Origin of the sequence: Nodularia chucula CCY0103 (genome assembly GCF_963923915.1) — a bacterium.
Classification (GTDB): domain Bacteria; phylum Cyanobacteriota; class Cyanobacteriia; order Cyanobacteriales; family Nostocaceae; genus Nodularia; species Nodularia chucula.
In genome coordinates this window covers 1-16619 of record NZ_CAWUOL010000108.1, presented here as the reverse complement: position 1 = coordinate 16619, position 16619 = coordinate 1, and the positions used below count along the sequence as shown (strand labels likewise).

Below are 16619 nucleotides of genomic sequence, written 5' to 3'. Positions count from 1 at the left end.
GTCGAACGGAACGGAGACATAGTAGTTTTTATATCGGCTTATATGGTCAAACTTGATATGGTCAAACTTGGGTCAATTTCAAGGATGTTTGTATGGATTTGGTTATGGAATTAATGAAATCAAATCTCAATAAAACTCAGTATTATCAACAAGGTCTAAGAGCTATGAGGCTTATCAAGTCTGTATTGTAGCTTATTTTGTCGCCCCCTCAGATGTAATAGTTAAATAAGAATAAAAATGAGTAGCCACAATACCACATACGATACCAATATTCGTCCCTATCAATTCCTAAACGTAGTTAGGGGATTAGCCATTATCTGGATTTGTTGGTATCATATAGACCAGCTTATGTCTCCGGTAAGGTCAAATATAGCAAAATTTGGTTATTCAGGAGTAAGTGTTTTCATTATTTTAAGTGGATTTGGCTTAACATTTTCCATGCTTAGAAATGATATTTTGTCTTCCAGTAGCAATAATAAACTATTCACTACTGGTAGTTGGAAGAACTTTCCTTGGAGAAAGTTCTTCTTAAAAAGGTTTTTCAGAATTTACCCATTGTATATACTTGCCCATATTATATTTTTGATAACTGGTTTTATCATGGGAAAATATGAAGATATGCCCTTAAATATAGGCTTAATATTAAGCATTACAGGATTAAGAGTTTTTTCAAAACATTATTTCTGGTATGGACCTGATGCTTTTTGGTATGTTGGTTTGATTATTCAATTTTATATATTATTTCCTTTTTTATTTTTTTTAATGAAAAGAATGGAAAATGTACGTTTTTTGATTTTGTGTGTAGTATTTTGTTTAATATCAAGAATAGTTACAATTAGCTTGCCTGAATATTATACCTTAATGTTGGGTCTTTCACCTAATCGTCTGGCGGAATTTAGTTTGGGAATGGCTGTTGCATATTCAACCTTAATGAATAACAATACGCAATTTAATTCTCTCAAAAATAAATATATTTATAGTGTTATTTTTTTTGGTACATTAATCATAATCTTCCTAAATTTACAAACGAATTTGTTGATAAGAGAGATTTTTATAGATCCTATTATAGGGTTAGTGGCATTTGCTATTTTAACAATTATCTCTTTGTTGATAATGAAAATTAAAATAGTAAGTATTTATTTTGTATTTATGGGGAATATTTCCTATTCTTTTTATTTGCTTCATAGTCCTCCAATTCGTCCAGCATTTGCTGCATTTATGAAAATAGGTATTAATAATTATTATTTAATAACATTTCTATATTTAACAATTATTACGATAGTTAGTTTTGGTACTACATGGTTAGAAAATAGACTCTTAAATATATCAAAATATAAGAATAAAAATTAAAGTTTACAAAACTTCGAGCTTAAGTTTAAAGGATAATTATTTCAATGATTTTTTTATCAATATCAGAAAAAATTACACCTCTCATCCTTATTTATAACGAGGAAAATAATATTAATCGTACCCTGGAAAGACTGACATGGGCAAAGAGAATTGTGGTCATTGATAGTTATAGTACAGATGCAACTTTAGATATTGTGTCTTCCTATTCTCAAGTTGAAGTTTTTCAACGCAAATTTGATTCTTTTGCCAACCAATGTAATTACGGATTAGAGAAAATTACATCTGAATGGGTTTTATCCCTGGACGCAGATTATATTTTAACTGATGAATTAATTAATGAAATTCAAAGACTGACAGCAGAGACAGATATAGATAGTTATAGTGTCCAATTCAAATATTGTGTTTTTGGTCAACCTTTACGTGGTACTCTGTTGCCACCCCGTAAGGTACTATACAAACAGCAAAAAGCAATTTATCAAGATGATGGACACGCTCATCGGGTTTTAGTGGAGGGTAAATCTAGTCAACTTTCAGCATATATTCATCATGACGATCGCAAACCTTTAAATCGTTGGCTATGGGCGCAAGAACGTTATATGGTGATTGAAACTAAAAAGTTGTTGGAAACACCTAATAGTGAACTTAGTTTAAGCGATCGCATCCGTAGACAAAAAATATTCGCACCATTCATCATCTTGGTTTATTGCCTCATTCTCAAAGGCGGCATTCTGGATGGATGGCATGGTTTATATTACGCTTGGCAGCGTGTATTGGCAGAAGTCCTCCTTAGTATACATTTAATTGAGGCAGAAAAACTAAAATAATAGCTATTAAACCTAATTTTAGTGGATGCCATGTTGAAGCTGAACAAGAAATATTGGTTTCTGATCACAGCAGGTTTGCTCCTGGGAATACTGAGCGTTATTCCTATCAGAACAGCGATCGCCTCTTGGCAATCTCCCCATCCCCAGGCTATCCTTACCCTGGGCGGAGATCCAGAACGAGAAGAGTTTACGGCTCAATTTGCCCAAAAACATCCCTATTTAGATATCTGGGTTTCTAGTGGTATTCCCCCCAAACCAACCCTAGCCATATTTAAAAATGCAAATATTCCCCAAAAGCGGCTGCATCTCGATTACCGGGCTGTAGATACAGTTACGAATTTTACCAGCCTCGTAGATGATTTGAAGCAAAATCGAATACAGCATATTTACTTAATTACCTCATCTTATCATATGCCCAGAGCCAGAGCGATCGCCACTATAGTTCTAGGTAGTCAAGGAATCACATTTACCCCCATATCTATCCCCACTAATAGACCGAGAGAGTCCATTCTTCGCATCGCCAGAGATAGTGGACGTTCCCTATTATGGGTGGTATCAGGTCGTACTGGAGCTAGTTTTAACCCTCGTTTTCGTAACCCATCTTATGCGTCTAGATAAATACACAAGCAGTGATTATACCCCTGGCGCACCTTTTTGGAAACAGTTGCTGTGGTACTTTCTGGGTTCTCCCTTAGTTGAAAGTCCTTGGCTACCTATGTCATCCCTCAAAGTGGGGATATTAAGGGTATTTGGAGCTAGGATTGGTGTAGGTGTTCGCATTAAGCCCAGAGTGCGAGTCAAGTTTCCTTGGCAGTTAACTGTCGGCGATTATGTTTGGATTGGGGAAGATGCGTGGATAGATAACCTGGCCTATGTAACTATAGAAAGTCATGCTTGCTTATCTCAAGGAGTGTATCTCTGCACAGGTAATCATGACTGGAGTCATCCTCATTTTGAGTTAAAAATTGCTCCCATTCATATTCAAGAAAGTAGTTGGATTGCAGCTAAGTCTGTAATTGGTCCGGGAGTGACTGTTGGTAGAGGTGCTGTGTTAACTCTCGGTGGAGTTGCTGCTAAATCCTTGGAATCCATGACTATTTATGCAGGTAATCCCGCAGTAGCAATTAAGGAAAGAAAGCTATTTAATGGGAGTGGTGAATAAACCGCAGAGGCACAGAATACACAGAGTTATGAAAGTTTGACAACTTCAGGTGAGGGGTTAGTGGAACCTGGAGACAGGAATAAACAGCCAAAATAAGCGAAAATAATTAGGTGCTATATGAACCTATCAGGAATCAATAAATCATGTCCCATTTGTTAACAGCGTTCAAACAGCCACTGCTGCGGATAATTAACTTTGTGATTTTTGTTACTTTGATTAGTGGTTTTATCCTTCCTGGTTCCAGTTGGGCAGATGCTTCTAATTTGGGCGTAAAGAATGGTCATCTTAGTCCTTGTCCTGCTTCAGATAACTGTGTTGTCAGCCAAGATGCTGATGCTAAACACGCTATTGATCCTATTGAATATCATGTAGACCGGGATACTGCACGAGAAACTTTACTGAAAGTCCTCAGTGTTGTTCCCCGTACAGAGGTGATAGAACAGACGGATAATTACATTCATGCTCTGTCTAAAAGTCGTATCTTTAAATTTGTGGATGATGTAGAGTTTTATTTACCTGCGGATGAGTCAGTGATTCATACCCGTTCAGCATCTCGTGTGGGAGAATCGGATTTGGGTGTTAACCGCAGGCGTGTGGAGCAAATTCGGCTGGCTTTGCGGGATTTGAATATCTAGGTAGGGAGTGGGGAGTAGGGAGTGTGGGGAAATTTGTCTGGCGTTGCGCCTTAGTGATTTTGATAGCTTTTACTGTTGGTGTATCCGGTGGAGAATCAGCACAGGCTTTGTTGAGCCAACATCATGATTCGCCAGGTGTTTTGCGCTATCACTCCCAATTATCTATTAAAGATGATCAAGGCTACGCTTGGCAGGTAGTGTTATTCAAACAAAATTACAACCATCCTGTCCAAGACTTAAGATTACGTGTGGTGGGTTTTCCTGGTGTCGCGGAAATTTCCCACCCCCAACCATTAGAAATTGAGGCTGTATCGGGAAAATTGTTGAGTGCATCTGATGCTTATGGTTTAAATGCACCTGCTGCTAATGTCGGTGAATATGATTTGACTGATATTCTGCCCCAATTGCCCACCACTGACGCACTCAAACTCTATGTGCCAATTCAAAACGGAAAGCCATTGCTGCTGAAGATTCCTCAATCTGTAGTCACCGAGTGGCAATGGTTAGTGACGGAAATTGATTAAATTTTTTGCTCGCATTTAAAATGGTTGTGAGCAAGATTTCCCAAGGTTTCATTAATAGCTATCATTAACAACTCATTGAGAGAAATTCCCGCCACTTTCGCCATAGAGGGAATGACACTTTTGGGGGAAAAAGAACAATATAAACCCGCTTCTAAAAACCAAGGTTCTCCCTGGGGGTCTATACGGAAGTCAAATAAACTGTAATGGCGACAACCCAAAGCCTGATGACATTTTTTAGCCATTTCTTGCACTCTTGGGGTAATGGGATCTTTGGGGTCAACAATCCAAGATTTCATCTGATCTTTAGCACTAAAACTCAAATTGCCATCATCGGTTTGTTGGAGTTTATCTGCATGGCTGCGGATGGGTTTGTCTTCAGGGTCTAACTTATACTCTTCTAAGGGTAAAACCACTAAGTCCCCATTTTTAACAAGGATACCACATCTGACTTCTCTACCGAGTGCAATATATTTTTCAACAATCACCTCATCTGCATATTGAAATGCTGTTTGCAATGCCGTTTCATAGTTACTCACTTGTTTAACTAATGTTACTCCTAAAGAGTTGTCAGAGGTTACGGGTTTAATTACTACTGGAGGTGTCAGAGTTGGCACATCTCCTGGGCGTAGCAATTCTCCATGAGGGACATTGACACCGGCGGCGGCTACAATAGCTTTGGTTTTAGCTTTGTCGGCAGCGATCGCCATAATATCGGCACTATTCCCGATATAAGGGATTTTTAGCAGGTCGAATAAAGCCCTGTAGTAAGTCATACCAGGGATACAAAACATTTGTGGTAGTACCAAATCAATGTTTTGCGCTGAGATAAATTTGATCGCATCTACCAAAGGCATGGGTTTAGAGATGGCGATATCTTCTCTATTTAGGGAGCGAGGAAAACGCCAGTGGCCATCAGGTGTAATATATGCAATTTGAAAGTCATAGCATGATCTGTTGGCGATCGCCACCAAGCAATCTTGGGCGTAAAGTCTTGACAAATCACAGTAAAAATTATTCTGTGCAGACCCAACTAAGTGCAGAATACGAAGTAATGGCATAGTTTATTAATATGGATTAGTGTCACGCAGAGAAGCCACTGCGGTCTTGGGGGTTTCCCCGATGAGCAAGTGGCGCGCGCAGAGGCGCAGAGGCGAGGATATGAGGGGAGTTTTGTTAATCGCCACCTAATTCTATGAGTTTGCCAATGTTGAAGTCTATTTTTACCCAGCCTTTGAGTTGTTGTAAGTTCTTTAGTAAGAGTAAGGGCATTTGCCAATGGTGTAGAGTCAAAAATGGTACAGGATCATCCCACTGAAAAATGGCATCTGTGCCTCGGAATACTGTATTTAGGGCTGTTCGCAATTGTTGAGCGGAACGAATCCCAGTCAGTCGCCAAATTTCGTGATATATCCAGTAGGTGGGTTTACTATTGGCTAGGGGTTCTAGAGGTGCTGGTAGAGGATTTTTACCAAAATAGGCATCTGCTACACCAGGATGATTGTAGAACATGGTGATGGCGGAATGGGTACGGGGATTGCATTCAATGGCGTAAACTGTACCGGATTCAGCTTGAATAAAGTCAAAGGAAATTTGCCCAGTTAGTGCCAAACTTTTGAGGAAGTGTTGCACCCATTGACGAATTTGATTATTTTCGACGTTTTCATAATTGATTTGAAACGCTGAAGAATCTGAACAGCAATGCAATCTTAATTCTCCGTCCCGGACTGTGCTATGTGTGCATAACTCCTTACCAGGAATAAACTCTTGCATAATCCAAGGGTTTTCTGCACTGATGGGTAAACTTTTGACAAAGGTTGCTGTCTGTTCTGGGGTGTCGCAGGGTAGTTTGGTTAAATTTAGACGGCGAACTGAGTCGTAAGCAATATTTTTTAAGATATATTTGTGGGTTTCTTGACTAAAGTCAAAGTTAATTACTTGTTGTGCATCTGTAATTTTAAAGGATTTGGGAACCGATAAACCCAGCGATCGCGCCTGTTCAGTAAAGGCAAATTTATCATCTAGCATCTTGGTAATATCTGCATCAAAGTGGAAAACTTCGCAGTATTCCGAGAGTGCAGGTTTTGCTAAGGAGTCGTAGTAACTAGCTACAGGACTGCATACAGGTACATAAACGTTAACTTGCTCTTGTTTAACGATTTCTACTAAGGCCTGGATATAGCCTTCTGGGTCTGATTGCGGTGCGGGAACTGTATAAAAAGCACTGACAGCTTTGGAGAATCGATGCCCAGATAACCAATATTTGTGACCTTCAATCAGAATAACTCTGTGTCCGGCGGCATGGAAGCAACGAGCTAGTTGTAAGGCTTTGGTCATTTTAGCGCCACTGACTAAGATAGTCTGAGGATGAGCTGCAACCACCGCTTTTTTCCGGAAGGGCGATCGCACAATCCGCGACAGCAGAGATATCAACACTATCAACAGGTTGAAGGGCAAAGCTATTAATAATAATGTTAGAGTACCGAGAGTCTTAAATAAACCCACTAACTTTACTCCCCCACCCGTTGCTGCGGTGGGAGATGTCGCCACCGATAATGAAACCGATTGTGTCATAAATCTTTTAATGAAAAGGTAAATTCCTCTTAACTCCGTGTCCTCTGCGCCTCTGTGGTTCAAAAACTAATTTATTCAACCAGAGAAACCCAGAGAGGGAAATGAGGAAGGGTTGGTATTCTTCATCTCCCGTATACCTGAACTAAGCTACGCGTCTAATCAAAGTCACACCATCCCGTATAGGTAAGATAACTTGCTCTACACGCGGATCGGCGGTTACCAGAGCGTTAAACTGGGCGATCGCCTCACCATTGGCGGTGCGTTGTTCTGGTGGTAAATATACTTGTCCCTGCAACAAAGTATTATCCACGCAGATTAACCCCTCGGAGGTGATTAAATCATGCTCCAAAATTAGCTGGAAGTACGCTATATACTCCTTTTTATCGGCATCAATGAAAATTAAATCAAATGATGCTTTTCTCGCTGCCAGCTTCTGGAGTGTCTCTAAGGCTGGGGCAACTTCGACAATGATTTTTTTGCCGTCGGGAGACTCACTAAAGCAATCTTGGGCAAATTGAGCCACATAGGGGTCTACTTCACAGGCTATTAGTTCCCCATCGCTGGGTAGTGCTTCCGCCATTGCTAAGGCAGAATATCCTGTAAACATTCCTACTTCCAGAATCCGCTTGGCTTTGGTGAGATGCACAAACATTTTTAACGTCTGTCCTTCCAGATGTCCTGAGAGCATTTCTTGCTCTAGTTGACGCACCGTAGCGCGATCGCTAAAGCGTTTTCCCCAGTCTTCTTTGCTAGTTTTGTGCGCCAATGCTTTTAAAGCGCTGGATTCGGGAGTGGTGTAATGATCCAAATAGGGATCTAAACCGGCGGCTAATTGCACTCCCTGGCGCAGAGAATCTAATATTTCGGCGGGAATATTACTCTCTTGTGCTAACTGGAGAGTTTTCTGTAACTCAGCTACCAAAATGCTATGGGGCGTTATGGGTCTGGCTGTTTCTTTTCCGATAACACTAGTCATATTTTCACACCCCTAATAGTTTGGCTTCTTGATTGGCGATATATGCGTCAACGCCTTCTCCCTTCCGAGGGTATTTAGCACAGATTTTTTTATGTTCAGCTAAAGCCACATCCATTTCTGCACGGGTGAGATCATTGACAAAGAAGCACTCACCAATGGGGCGAGGCATAGCGGCGCGTTGTTTGCCATCTCGTGTTAAGCTAATGGACTCGGTAGCATCCCACAGCAAATCGCCATCTAATAGGGGATGATCTAGAGATAAACCGATGCGACTCATTAAGTCTAGAATGCGATCGCGCTCTGTTGTCGGAATATAACCCCGTTTTGCCGCAATAGTTGCAGATAAAGCCATATCTATATTCACCGCATGACCATGATATAGAGGTACACGAGGCGCTAATTCTAAGGTAGGACTCCAGGTATGTCCATAAGCAATTACCCGATCCAAATCCAGTTCATGCAGATTAGGAGTCTCTAATTCGAGCATCGTCTTAATAGCTTCATAGTTAACCTTATGAGCAATCTCTTTGATTTCTGGTGTAGCATTCACGTGTCCAAAGTGAGTATTCAGAAGTTGTTCGCCATATTCATAGAGCAATTCAAACACTTCGGAATTAGACACTACAGCAATTTTTACTAACTCTGCCATCCCATTGCGAACTTGAGAGGTTGGTAAAGTCTTCAAAAATGAGAAATCTAAAATCACTTTCAAAGGTGCATGATATGCTCCCAAACGATTTTTTAACTTGCGATGATTAACTGCTACTTTAATAGCTACACCTGCATCAATTAAACCAATCAAAGTAGTCGGAACGCGAATATAGTTACTCTTCCGACGGTAAGCAGCACAAGCAAATCCAGCCACATCAGTAACTAAACCACCACCCACAACTAAAACTGGTTCTTTGCGGACTAAGCCAAAGTCGGAAAAAGCATCCACAATTTTTTCAAAAGTTTCTAGGCTTTTCGCTGGTTCACTAATGATAATTGGAAACACTGTCAAATCAATATCATAGTGCTGAAAATATGACCTGATTTCTTTGCCATAAAGTTCATAAACATTGGCATCAATTACAGTTAAACATCGCCCAAATTTGCTATAACTATCAGCAATTTCCCGGTTTTTAAGATCAAATGCACCATTCACATAGACAAGACTAAAATCAATCTTTTCATAACCTTCCACGTGAAATGCGGTTTTTGTAGCTTGAAAAGATGCTTGCACTTTATTCATGTTTTTTGTCCTGGTTCAAAGTAAAAAATGTGGAATTTTGGTAATCATTCCCATTGACTTTAATCCCCTTGATGATTAAAATTAAAGCCACGGAAAAAGCAGCTTCTCATCAAAAAGCTGAAGTTTATTCCTGACTAGCAATGTTATTAAACAACACCATTCAGGTATTTGAATTTTTGTGGAGACTATCTCTCTAATAGTCAACTAGTATGCTCTGTGGAATCATTGACTATTGTGGGAAATTTTATATCTTAACTCAGATATATTCCACTATCTGGAAATTAAGTGGCTTCCCAATTGTGAGATTTCGTAAAAATCCTATGTTGGAGAAATATGCAGATCGTTTATCTCCAAGCTTTAATTTGAGATGAGAACCCTGATTAATCTTTAATTCGCTATTTTTAAGCATGAATACCAAACCTTATAATTGCTAAACTCGCTACATTCTATTTGGCTGAGAATGACAGTGGATTTTTAGGAAACTTTCCCGAATTGTTATTAACTCCACTTTTTTTGACCCTAGCAACTTTTCTAACTTTGAACTTGGTAAAACTCCTACTCTAATTAACTACAACTATTGTCAATTTTCGGTTGAAATTCGAGATTTCAACAACGAATAATATCCTTATTGTTATTTTTGGTACTAGTGTTAAAACCAGAAATACCTCAAAAGGAAATTGATGATGTTCTATTAGTCGTCACGTGATGATTCCCCTTGCGTTCAGTCAAGTTACTCCTCAGTATTCAATTAATCCTGAAAATTCAGAATTTAATATGTCTGAGTTAATTGTAACGAAACCTTACGTTTATTAAGGAATGATGGTGTATTAAAGAAATCCCAAATCTCCTGTAACTACTTTTTTATGGTGATTTAAGCTATTTACCCTAAATCAACCACCAATTTACTGGGGAGTAAATTATAGTAAGTTTACAAAACATAACATTATCTTAATACAAAACATAATATATGTAAATATATAAATTGGAAATTTTAGTAAAATAACGTAATAATCAGGGTTATAGCCTGCGTAATCTGACTGAATCAGAGGTTATGGTATGCGATCGCCAATTCTCAGCAATACATCTTTAAAATTAGTTTTAGTTAAAATACTGATAGTGTCTAAATAATCACCAGTAATAATTTAAGTGGAAATAATCCTTTTAGCCGTGATTTGTATCACTACCCGGTATTGAGATATATAGCAACCGCCAAGGACGTTAGGGTATCAACTGATCATAAAAGTTAGATACCGAAAGGCTTTTACCCTACTCCCCACTCCCTACTCCCCACTCACCAGCTATATTTACAGGACTTACCCAGGGAAATAGGAGTCCTATATTTTTGATAATCTTTGCAAAAAGTCTTGATGTTCTTGGGAGTTTAAACCGTGCTGTAGCGATGCTAAAACTTGTGTCATTTCCCCTGCTAATAATGCAGAGATATCCAACCATAAGCCGGGATAAACACGACTTTTAATAATACCGTTAGCATCGGTATCTAATGATATATATTCACCATTCTCTAAAAAGAACCAATCGAGTTTATTATCAAAAATTTGCCAAACCAGATATTCTTTGACACCATTACGGCGATATACCCGTTTTTTATCATATAAATCATTAGCAGCACTACTAGCCGCAACTTCCGCGACTAATTCCGGTGCGCCTTCTACGTAGTCATCATCACTAATATGTGCTTGTCCACCCAGTTGTTCATCAACTATCAGGACAACATCCGGTTGTGGTTCATTATCTAAATCCAGACGGACTGTGACATTATCCCCTAACTCTACCCCAGGAGTAGCAACTTTATAAGTCCCCAACCAAATAATCAAATCTCCGTGAGGCTTTCCATGACTTTTGAAACGTAAAGGTGATGCCACGTAAACAATTCCTTCTATAAGTTCAGCTTTCTTCAGATTTGGCATTGCTGTATATCGACGCTCAAACTCTTGACGCGTCAGGCGATCGCCACTTTCTAAAGGTGGAATTTGGACATTCTTACTCAAGCCTGGTTCTACCGGTGCTTTCATCACAAATTCCTCAAAATCGGATATCTATATTTAGTATAGGCAATTGTTATTTAAACCAATTTAACCAAGCATCCCAATTATTGACAATTTTAGCAAATTCTGCATAGCCTGCACTTCTAGGATGAGCGCCATCATAATTTTTTGCCTCATCTATCCAGATATTTGATTTTTCTAATTTAGGAAATACGTTTAAATAAGGCACATTTAATTGATCACAAACTAAAGCAAATCCTTGTGATAAATTAACGATGCGTTGATTTCTCCCATCTTGTTCGCTATCAAAACATGGTGGTGGACTAACCATCAACACCGGATATAACTGTTTAGCCTCACTTAAAATATTATGAATATTGTCCAGTGATTCTGCGAGTGAAACACGGATTTTACCATTTTCTATAGTTGTATCATTAACACCAAAAGAAAACACAACTCTGCCGTCATATTCTTTTGGCAACCGATAAGAAACTTCCTTTCGCCAACGATTTCTGAGTTGGGTACTTGTTTCTCGCCGCACCCCTAAATTGTAGTAGGTAATATCATGACCTTTTTTATTAGCATTCACACATATTCGACCAGTCCAACCCAGACACTCAGGATCACCCGCACCATTAACAAATGATTCCCCCAAAAAACAAATTCTAATTTGATGTCCAGATTTTGCAATTACATTTAATTCACTCATCTTAGAACTTGTAACCTCGTTCTCCAACTCTCCGCGCCTCTGCGTGATCAATAAAAAAAAGAGAAGTAGAAAAAACTACCCCTCCATCTACAAAAATTAATTCAAAAATCCAACTCTTAGTATCTGCTCATGCTGGGCTTGTGAACAATAAAGCTCAGAATTTGACACTGCTTGATGTTGTCAAAACCTACAACACGGATATAGCAGTTACTGTACTGAGAACGGCAAGATTGAACTTCGCTCAACACATCTTGAGTGGACTTAGCACCAAACAAAGGTAACTTCCACAGAGTCCAGTAACAGTCGGTTGGTTCAGAAGTTTCGTTGAACTCAACTGCTGGAATGTAACCTTGAGTCAAAATATACTGAATTTGCTTGGCAATTTGAGCATCAGACAGAGGTGGTAAGTAAGAAAGGGTTTCGTAACGACGCTCTTTTGGTAAAGTTTGCATAGCTTTTGATAATGGGTTGGGATTGATATGATATTTCAGTTATCAGTAAACAGTTATCAGTTAAGAATGACTACTGTTTACTGTTCACTATGGGAATCTGAGCTTGTCTGCTGTTCCGACTGCGGACTGGGGATGGATGTATCTATGAGTGTCATGCGTTCTAGATGCTGGCGACGTTGTTCCATATTGGCTTGTTGAATGCCAGTCAGAACCATTTCGGGGAGAAATTCAGCGACTTCTGCCGCTATATGTTCTCTGACAGTCATAATCCGTAATGCCAAATCCGCTTGTTCTTGAAACAATTGCTCAAGATAAGCTTCTCCATCCTGGACTTTGCCGGCGGAAAAGTTATGTAGCCAAAGTTCTAAAGGTGGATTTGTTTCGCCTAGCTGTGCTAAAACCGTTTTCAGCGCCTGATAAGTCAGGTAACTTTGTAAGGTTTTAGCTGTATCCTTGGCAATTTGCTTAAGATTCATGTTTGACCCCAGCCCATAAAAAGTAAAAAGCAAAAGTAAAAAGTAAAAAGAAAGAATGATTATTTTCTTTTACTCTTTAACTTTTTACTGGTTACTTGAGGATCAGACAGTATCCATTGCCTCGAACTCGAACTTGATTTCTTTCCACAGTTCGCAAGCAACAGCTAGTTCAGGACTCCACTTAGCAGCTTCGCGGATTACGTCGTTACCTTCACGAGCCAAGTTACGACCTTCGTTACGAGCTTGGATAACAGCTTCCAAGGCCACACGGTTAGCTGTAGCACCAGGAGCGTTACCCCAGGGGTGTCCAAGTGTACCACCACCGAATTGTAGTACGGAGTCGTCACCAAAGATTTCTACCAGTGCGGGCATATGCCATACGTGGATACCACCAGAAGCAACGGCCATTACACCAGGTAAAGAAGCCCAGTCTTGGGTAAAGTAAATACCACGAGACTTGTCTTGCTCAACATAGTTCTCACGCAATAGGTCAACGAAGCCCATTGTGATTCCACGTTCACCTTCCAATTTACCAACTACGGTACCAGTGTGAATGTGGTCTCCACCAGACAAACGCAGAGCTTTAGCCAATACACGGAAGTGAATACCGTGGTTCTTTTGACGGTCAATTACAGCGTGCATCGCGCGGTGAATGTGCAGCAAGATACCATTGTCACGGCACCAACGAGCTAATGTAGTGTTGGCGGTGAAACCTGCTGTCAGGTAGTCATGCATGATGATGGGTTGTTTGAGTTCTTTAGCAAACTCAGCCCGTTGCAACATTTGCTCACAGGTGGGGGCGGTAACGTTCAGGTAGTGACCTTTGATTTCGCCAGTTTCCGCTTGGGCTTTGCTGATAGCTTCTGAAACGAACAAGAAGCGATCGCGCCATCTTTGGAATGGTGCAGAGTTAATGTTTTCGTCGTCTTTGGTGAAGTCCAAACCACCACGCAAGCACTCGTATACAGCGCGTCCGTAGTTCTTAGCCGAAAGACCTAGTTTGGGCTTAATTGTACAACCCAACAAAGGACGACCATATTTGTTTAATTTGTCACGCTCAACTTGGATACCGTGAGGAGGCCCTTGGAAGGTTTTGATATAAGCTACAGGAAAGCGAATGTCTTCCAAACGCAATGCGCGCAAGGCTTTAAAACCAAATACGTTACCTACAATTGAGGTTAATACGTTGGTTACAGAACCTTCTTCAAACAGATCCAGAGGATAAGCAACATAGCAAATATATTGGTTATCTTCGCCGGGAACTGGTTCGATATCGTAGCAACGACCTTTGTAACGGTCTAGGTCTGTCAGCAAATCTGTCCACACAGTAGTCCAAGTACCAGTGGAAGACTCAGCCGCTACAGCAGCACCTGCTTCTTCGGGAGGAACTCCAGGTTGGGGAGTCATCCGGAATGCTGCAAGAAGGTCTGTATCTTTAGGTGTGTAGTCTGGGGTGTAATAAGTTAGTCTGTAATCTTTAACCCCGGCTTGATACCCTGATTTGCTCTGGGTCTTAGTTTGAGAGTAAGACATAAATTCCCTTCCAAGAAGTCGCTCTTTAATTACTAATTGAACTTCGCATGACTAAAAGCCACCCGATTCCTAATTCAGTGAACCTTCCCGGAATTACTCCAGGTTTTATAGGTTCCAACTAGGCGTTTAAAGCATCCGGCGCACCGACGGCTGCTGTTACAATGTCCGTCAAATCACTTTACCAGAATAGGCAACCATATACTACATCTGGAAATATAGAGTGCCTGACTTTGAGTGATGTTTGAAAAGACATGAGTGTACTGCTGGCACAAATTAAATAACTTGCTGTGCAAATTTCTCTCACTTCCACTTTTTACCCTGACTGAATTGGGGGAAAAATTAGGAAATTTGTTTGTTAGAGGTTGGTTTTGGCGGGTAGATTTTTAGGCAGCGAACATTTAGTAACAATTCTTCACAAATGTTCTCCCCAATCTGGGGTGCTTGAAGTAACACTTAGTGCTTTTCCTCATCCCGTGAATAAAAATTCTCTTTTATCTCTTTCTTTGACCCCGCTAAATGTTTCTATTTCCAGCAAAAACTCCGCGCTTTGCGGAAATTATTTAAATAATATTCCCCTATACATCGGAGCTTTTAGGAACTTAGGCTTGATAAAACCCTTTCCCAGCGACGCAATCCTGATATGTTGCCCGGTAATGGTAAACAGACCAAGAAAGAATTTGCTTGACAGAAATCCAACAGTGTGATAATTGAAAGCAAAAGAATTTGCACACTACCTAATTTGTAGCTTGTCTCACAATATATCAAGAATTTGATAAGTTATTCTTTGAAAGTTTTTAACTTATATATTTAATTTTGTTATTACATAAAGTTTTAAACATTTTGTTAAGTTTGATGTACAAAAGTAACGTTGGGGGGAGTGGATAGTAGGGAGTGTATGAGAAACTAATGACTAATGTGAAAAAAAATAGTGGCTGAAGTTGAAAACAAGCTGACTGGGGGAACACTGAAACTAACTCTTAGTAATTAAAGGAAAATTGGTTATGGGATTACTTGACAGCCATCGTAAATTATTACTAACTTCTATATCTCTGGGGTTGATAGCTTTACCTAGCCTTGGTGTTGTGACTATAAAAAATGTTGCCAGGGCTGCCCAAAAAAACCCTGATGTTGATGCTTCGGAGTTAACGCCTACTTATCCAGCTACTCCACCACCACCGGGAAGAGTCCCTTTACCAAATGAACGGGAAATTCAAGAGCGATCGCTAGAAATAGATTATCGTGTTAGTAACCTACTAGCAGATTTTACAGGTAATCTCTGGGTGGGTTCTTGGCGGGGATTATCGCGCATTGACCCCAACACAGGCAGAATTTTAGCTCGTGTCAATTTACCAAATTTAGCGATTGGTGCTTTAGCAGAAGATAAAGTGGGTCGCTTATGGGTGGGAACTTATGAAGGACTGAAGCGAATAGACCCCCGCAGTGGTGAAATTACAGCCCAAAATTTATTTCTTCCTTCTAAACGAGTTTTGTCGTTGTTGGTTGATAATCGGGGTTATTTATGGACAGGAACTGATAATGGGTTAGCACTAATTAGTCCTGACGAAAACCTGATTATGACCACCTTAAAAAGTTTGCCTGGTGTTAGTGCTAACGCCATGACTTTAGATGTGGAAGGTCAACTGTGGGTTGGGACTCTAGATGGACTGGTGAGGGTTAATACTGCCAGTGCTTTAATTATGCAACGCATTAACCAATTACCAGGGACAACAGTACAAACTTTAGCCTTTAGTCCAGAAGGTTTAATTTGGGCGGGAACGCCGAGTCAGTTATTGGTGATTAATCCTAAAACTAGTCAGGTGTTGCGGTCTGTGACTCCATTGCGGGGGCGAAATGTCACATCAGTACGCTTTGCCAAAGATGGTAGTGTGTGGGTGGGAACTGACAATGGTTTATTACGATTAAATCCACATACTGGAGCTGTATTAGACGAAGTTGCGGGACTTCCTTCTGGTCAAATTTTTGCCCTTGCCCCTGATATTGGGAATAAATTATGGATTGGTACTGGTGAAGGTCTGGCTTGGTTGATGCCCAGCCGAGGTAGTGCAAATCCTCATCTGGCTTTTAGTCGGGCGGTGGAATGAGGGTGTGGGAGGTGTGGGAAGTGTGGGGGGTGTGGGAAGTGTGGGGGGTGTGGGAAGTGTGGGGG

16 protein-coding genes and 1 pseudogene are annotated in these 16619 nt (G+C 40.2%); 8 read left to right on the top strand and 9 right to left on the bottom strand.

Annotated elements, in window-relative coordinates; all coding sequences use genetic code 11:
• The 7 genes and pseudogenes from ACM0OP_RS21220 to ACM0OP_RS21190 form a co-directional block, all read left to right on the top strand.
• Positions 1-191, top strand: a pseudogene (locus ACM0OP_RS21220) (IS4 family transposase); the annotation flags it as partial.
• Positions 192-237: 46 nt separating this feature from the next.
• Positions 238-1350, top strand: coding sequence for an acyltransferase family protein (locus ACM0OP_RS21215; RefSeq protein ID WP_414530395.1), 1113 nt, complete (start codon positions 238-240; stop codon positions 1348-1350).
• Positions 1351-1394: 44 nt separating this feature from the next.
• Entirely contained in the window at positions 1395-2174 is a 780-nt protein-coding gene (locus ACM0OP_RS21210) for a glycosyltransferase family 2 protein (protein WP_414530394.1), read from the top strand.
• Between the two features lie 30 nt (positions 2175-2204).
• Positions 2205-2792, top strand: coding sequence for a YdcF family protein (locus tag ACM0OP_RS21205; protein ID WP_414530393.1), 588 nt, complete (start codon positions 2205-2207; stop codon positions 2790-2792).
• Positions 2779-3336, top strand: a complete 558-nt coding sequence (locus tag ACM0OP_RS21200) for a WcaF family extracellular polysaccharide biosynthesis acetyltransferase (RefSeq protein WP_414530392.1) — start codon at positions 2779-2781, stop codon at positions 3334-3336. Before ACM0OP_RS21205 ends, ACM0OP_RS21200 begins: the two co-directional genes overlap by 14 nt.
• A gap of 143 nt (positions 3337-3479) precedes the next feature.
• Entirely contained in the window at positions 3480-3971 is a 492-nt protein-coding gene (locus ACM0OP_RS21195) for a DUF1499 domain-containing protein (protein WP_414530391.1), read from the top strand.
• Positions 3972-3994: 23 nt separating this feature from the next.
• The gene (locus ACM0OP_RS21190) at positions 3995-4495 is read left to right on the top strand and encodes a DUF3122 domain-containing protein (protein ID WP_414530390.1); all 501 of its coding nucleotides are present in this window, start codon (positions 3995-3997) and stop codon (positions 4493-4495) included.
• On the opposite strand, the gene ACM0OP_RS21185 is transcribed toward ACM0OP_RS21190, so the two are convergent.
• The 9 genes from ACM0OP_RS21185 to ACM0OP_RS21145 form a co-directional block, all read right to left on the bottom strand.
• Positions 4492-5553: a D-alanine--D-alanine ligase family protein gene (locus ACM0OP_RS21185; protein ID WP_414530389.1), complete on the bottom strand. Its 1062-nt coding sequence runs from the start codon at positions 5551-5553 to the stop codon at positions 4492-4494. The two genes, ACM0OP_RS21190 and ACM0OP_RS21185, sit on opposite strands and share 4 nt — an antisense overlap.
• A gap of 115 nt (positions 5554-5668) precedes the next feature.
• Positions 5669-7066 (bottom strand): ATP-grasp domain-containing protein, encoded by a 1398-nt coding sequence (locus ACM0OP_RS21180; protein ID WP_414530388.1) that lies wholly within the window; start codon positions 7064-7066, stop codon positions 5669-5671.
• Between the two features lie 142 nt (positions 7067-7208).
• Positions 7209-8042: an O-methyltransferase gene (locus tag ACM0OP_RS21175; protein ID WP_414530387.1), complete on the bottom strand. Its 834-nt coding sequence runs from the start codon at positions 8040-8042 to the stop codon at positions 7209-7211.
• 4 nt (positions 8043-8046) lie between these two features.
• Positions 8047-9276, bottom strand: coding sequence for a sedoheptulose 7-phosphate cyclase (locus ACM0OP_RS21170; RefSeq protein ID WP_414530386.1), 1230 nt, complete (start codon positions 9274-9276; stop codon positions 8047-8049).
• Between the two features lie 1334 nt (positions 9277-10610).
• Positions 10611-11309 carry a Uma2 family endonuclease gene (locus ACM0OP_RS21165; RefSeq protein WP_414530385.1) on the bottom strand — a complete coding sequence of 233 codons (699 nt, stop codon included), beginning with the start codon at positions 11307-11309 and terminating at the stop codon, positions 10611-10613.
• A 46-nt stretch (positions 11310-11355) separates the two neighbouring features.
• Entirely contained in the window at positions 11356-11991 is a 636-nt protein-coding gene (locus tag ACM0OP_RS21160; protein WP_414530384.1) for a GDSL-type esterase/lipase family protein, read from the bottom strand.
• 116 nt (positions 11992-12107) lie between these two features.
• Positions 12108-12443 (bottom strand): ribulose bisphosphate carboxylase small subunit, encoded by a 336-nt coding sequence (locus ACM0OP_RS21155; protein WP_414530383.1) that lies wholly within the window; start codon positions 12441-12443, stop codon positions 12108-12110.
• Between the two features lie 77 nt (positions 12444-12520).
• Positions 12521-12919: a RuBisCO chaperone RbcX gene (gene rcbX, locus ACM0OP_RS21150; RefSeq protein WP_414530382.1), complete on the bottom strand. Its 399-nt coding sequence runs from the start codon at positions 12917-12919 to the stop codon at positions 12521-12523.
• Between the two features lie 102 nt (positions 12920-13021).
• On the bottom strand, positions 13022-14452 hold the full coding sequence (locus ACM0OP_RS21145; RefSeq protein ID WP_414530381.1) for a form I ribulose bisphosphate carboxylase large subunit: 1431 nt from the start codon (positions 14450-14452) through the stop codon (positions 13022-13024).
• A gap of 1001 nt (positions 14453-15453) precedes the next feature.
• Here ACM0OP_RS21145 and ACM0OP_RS21140 point away from each other — a divergent pair.
• Entirely contained in the window at positions 15454-16554 is a 1101-nt protein-coding gene (locus ACM0OP_RS21140) for a ligand-binding sensor domain-containing protein (protein WP_414530380.1), read from the top strand.
• Positions 16555-16619: the final 65 nt, after the last annotated feature.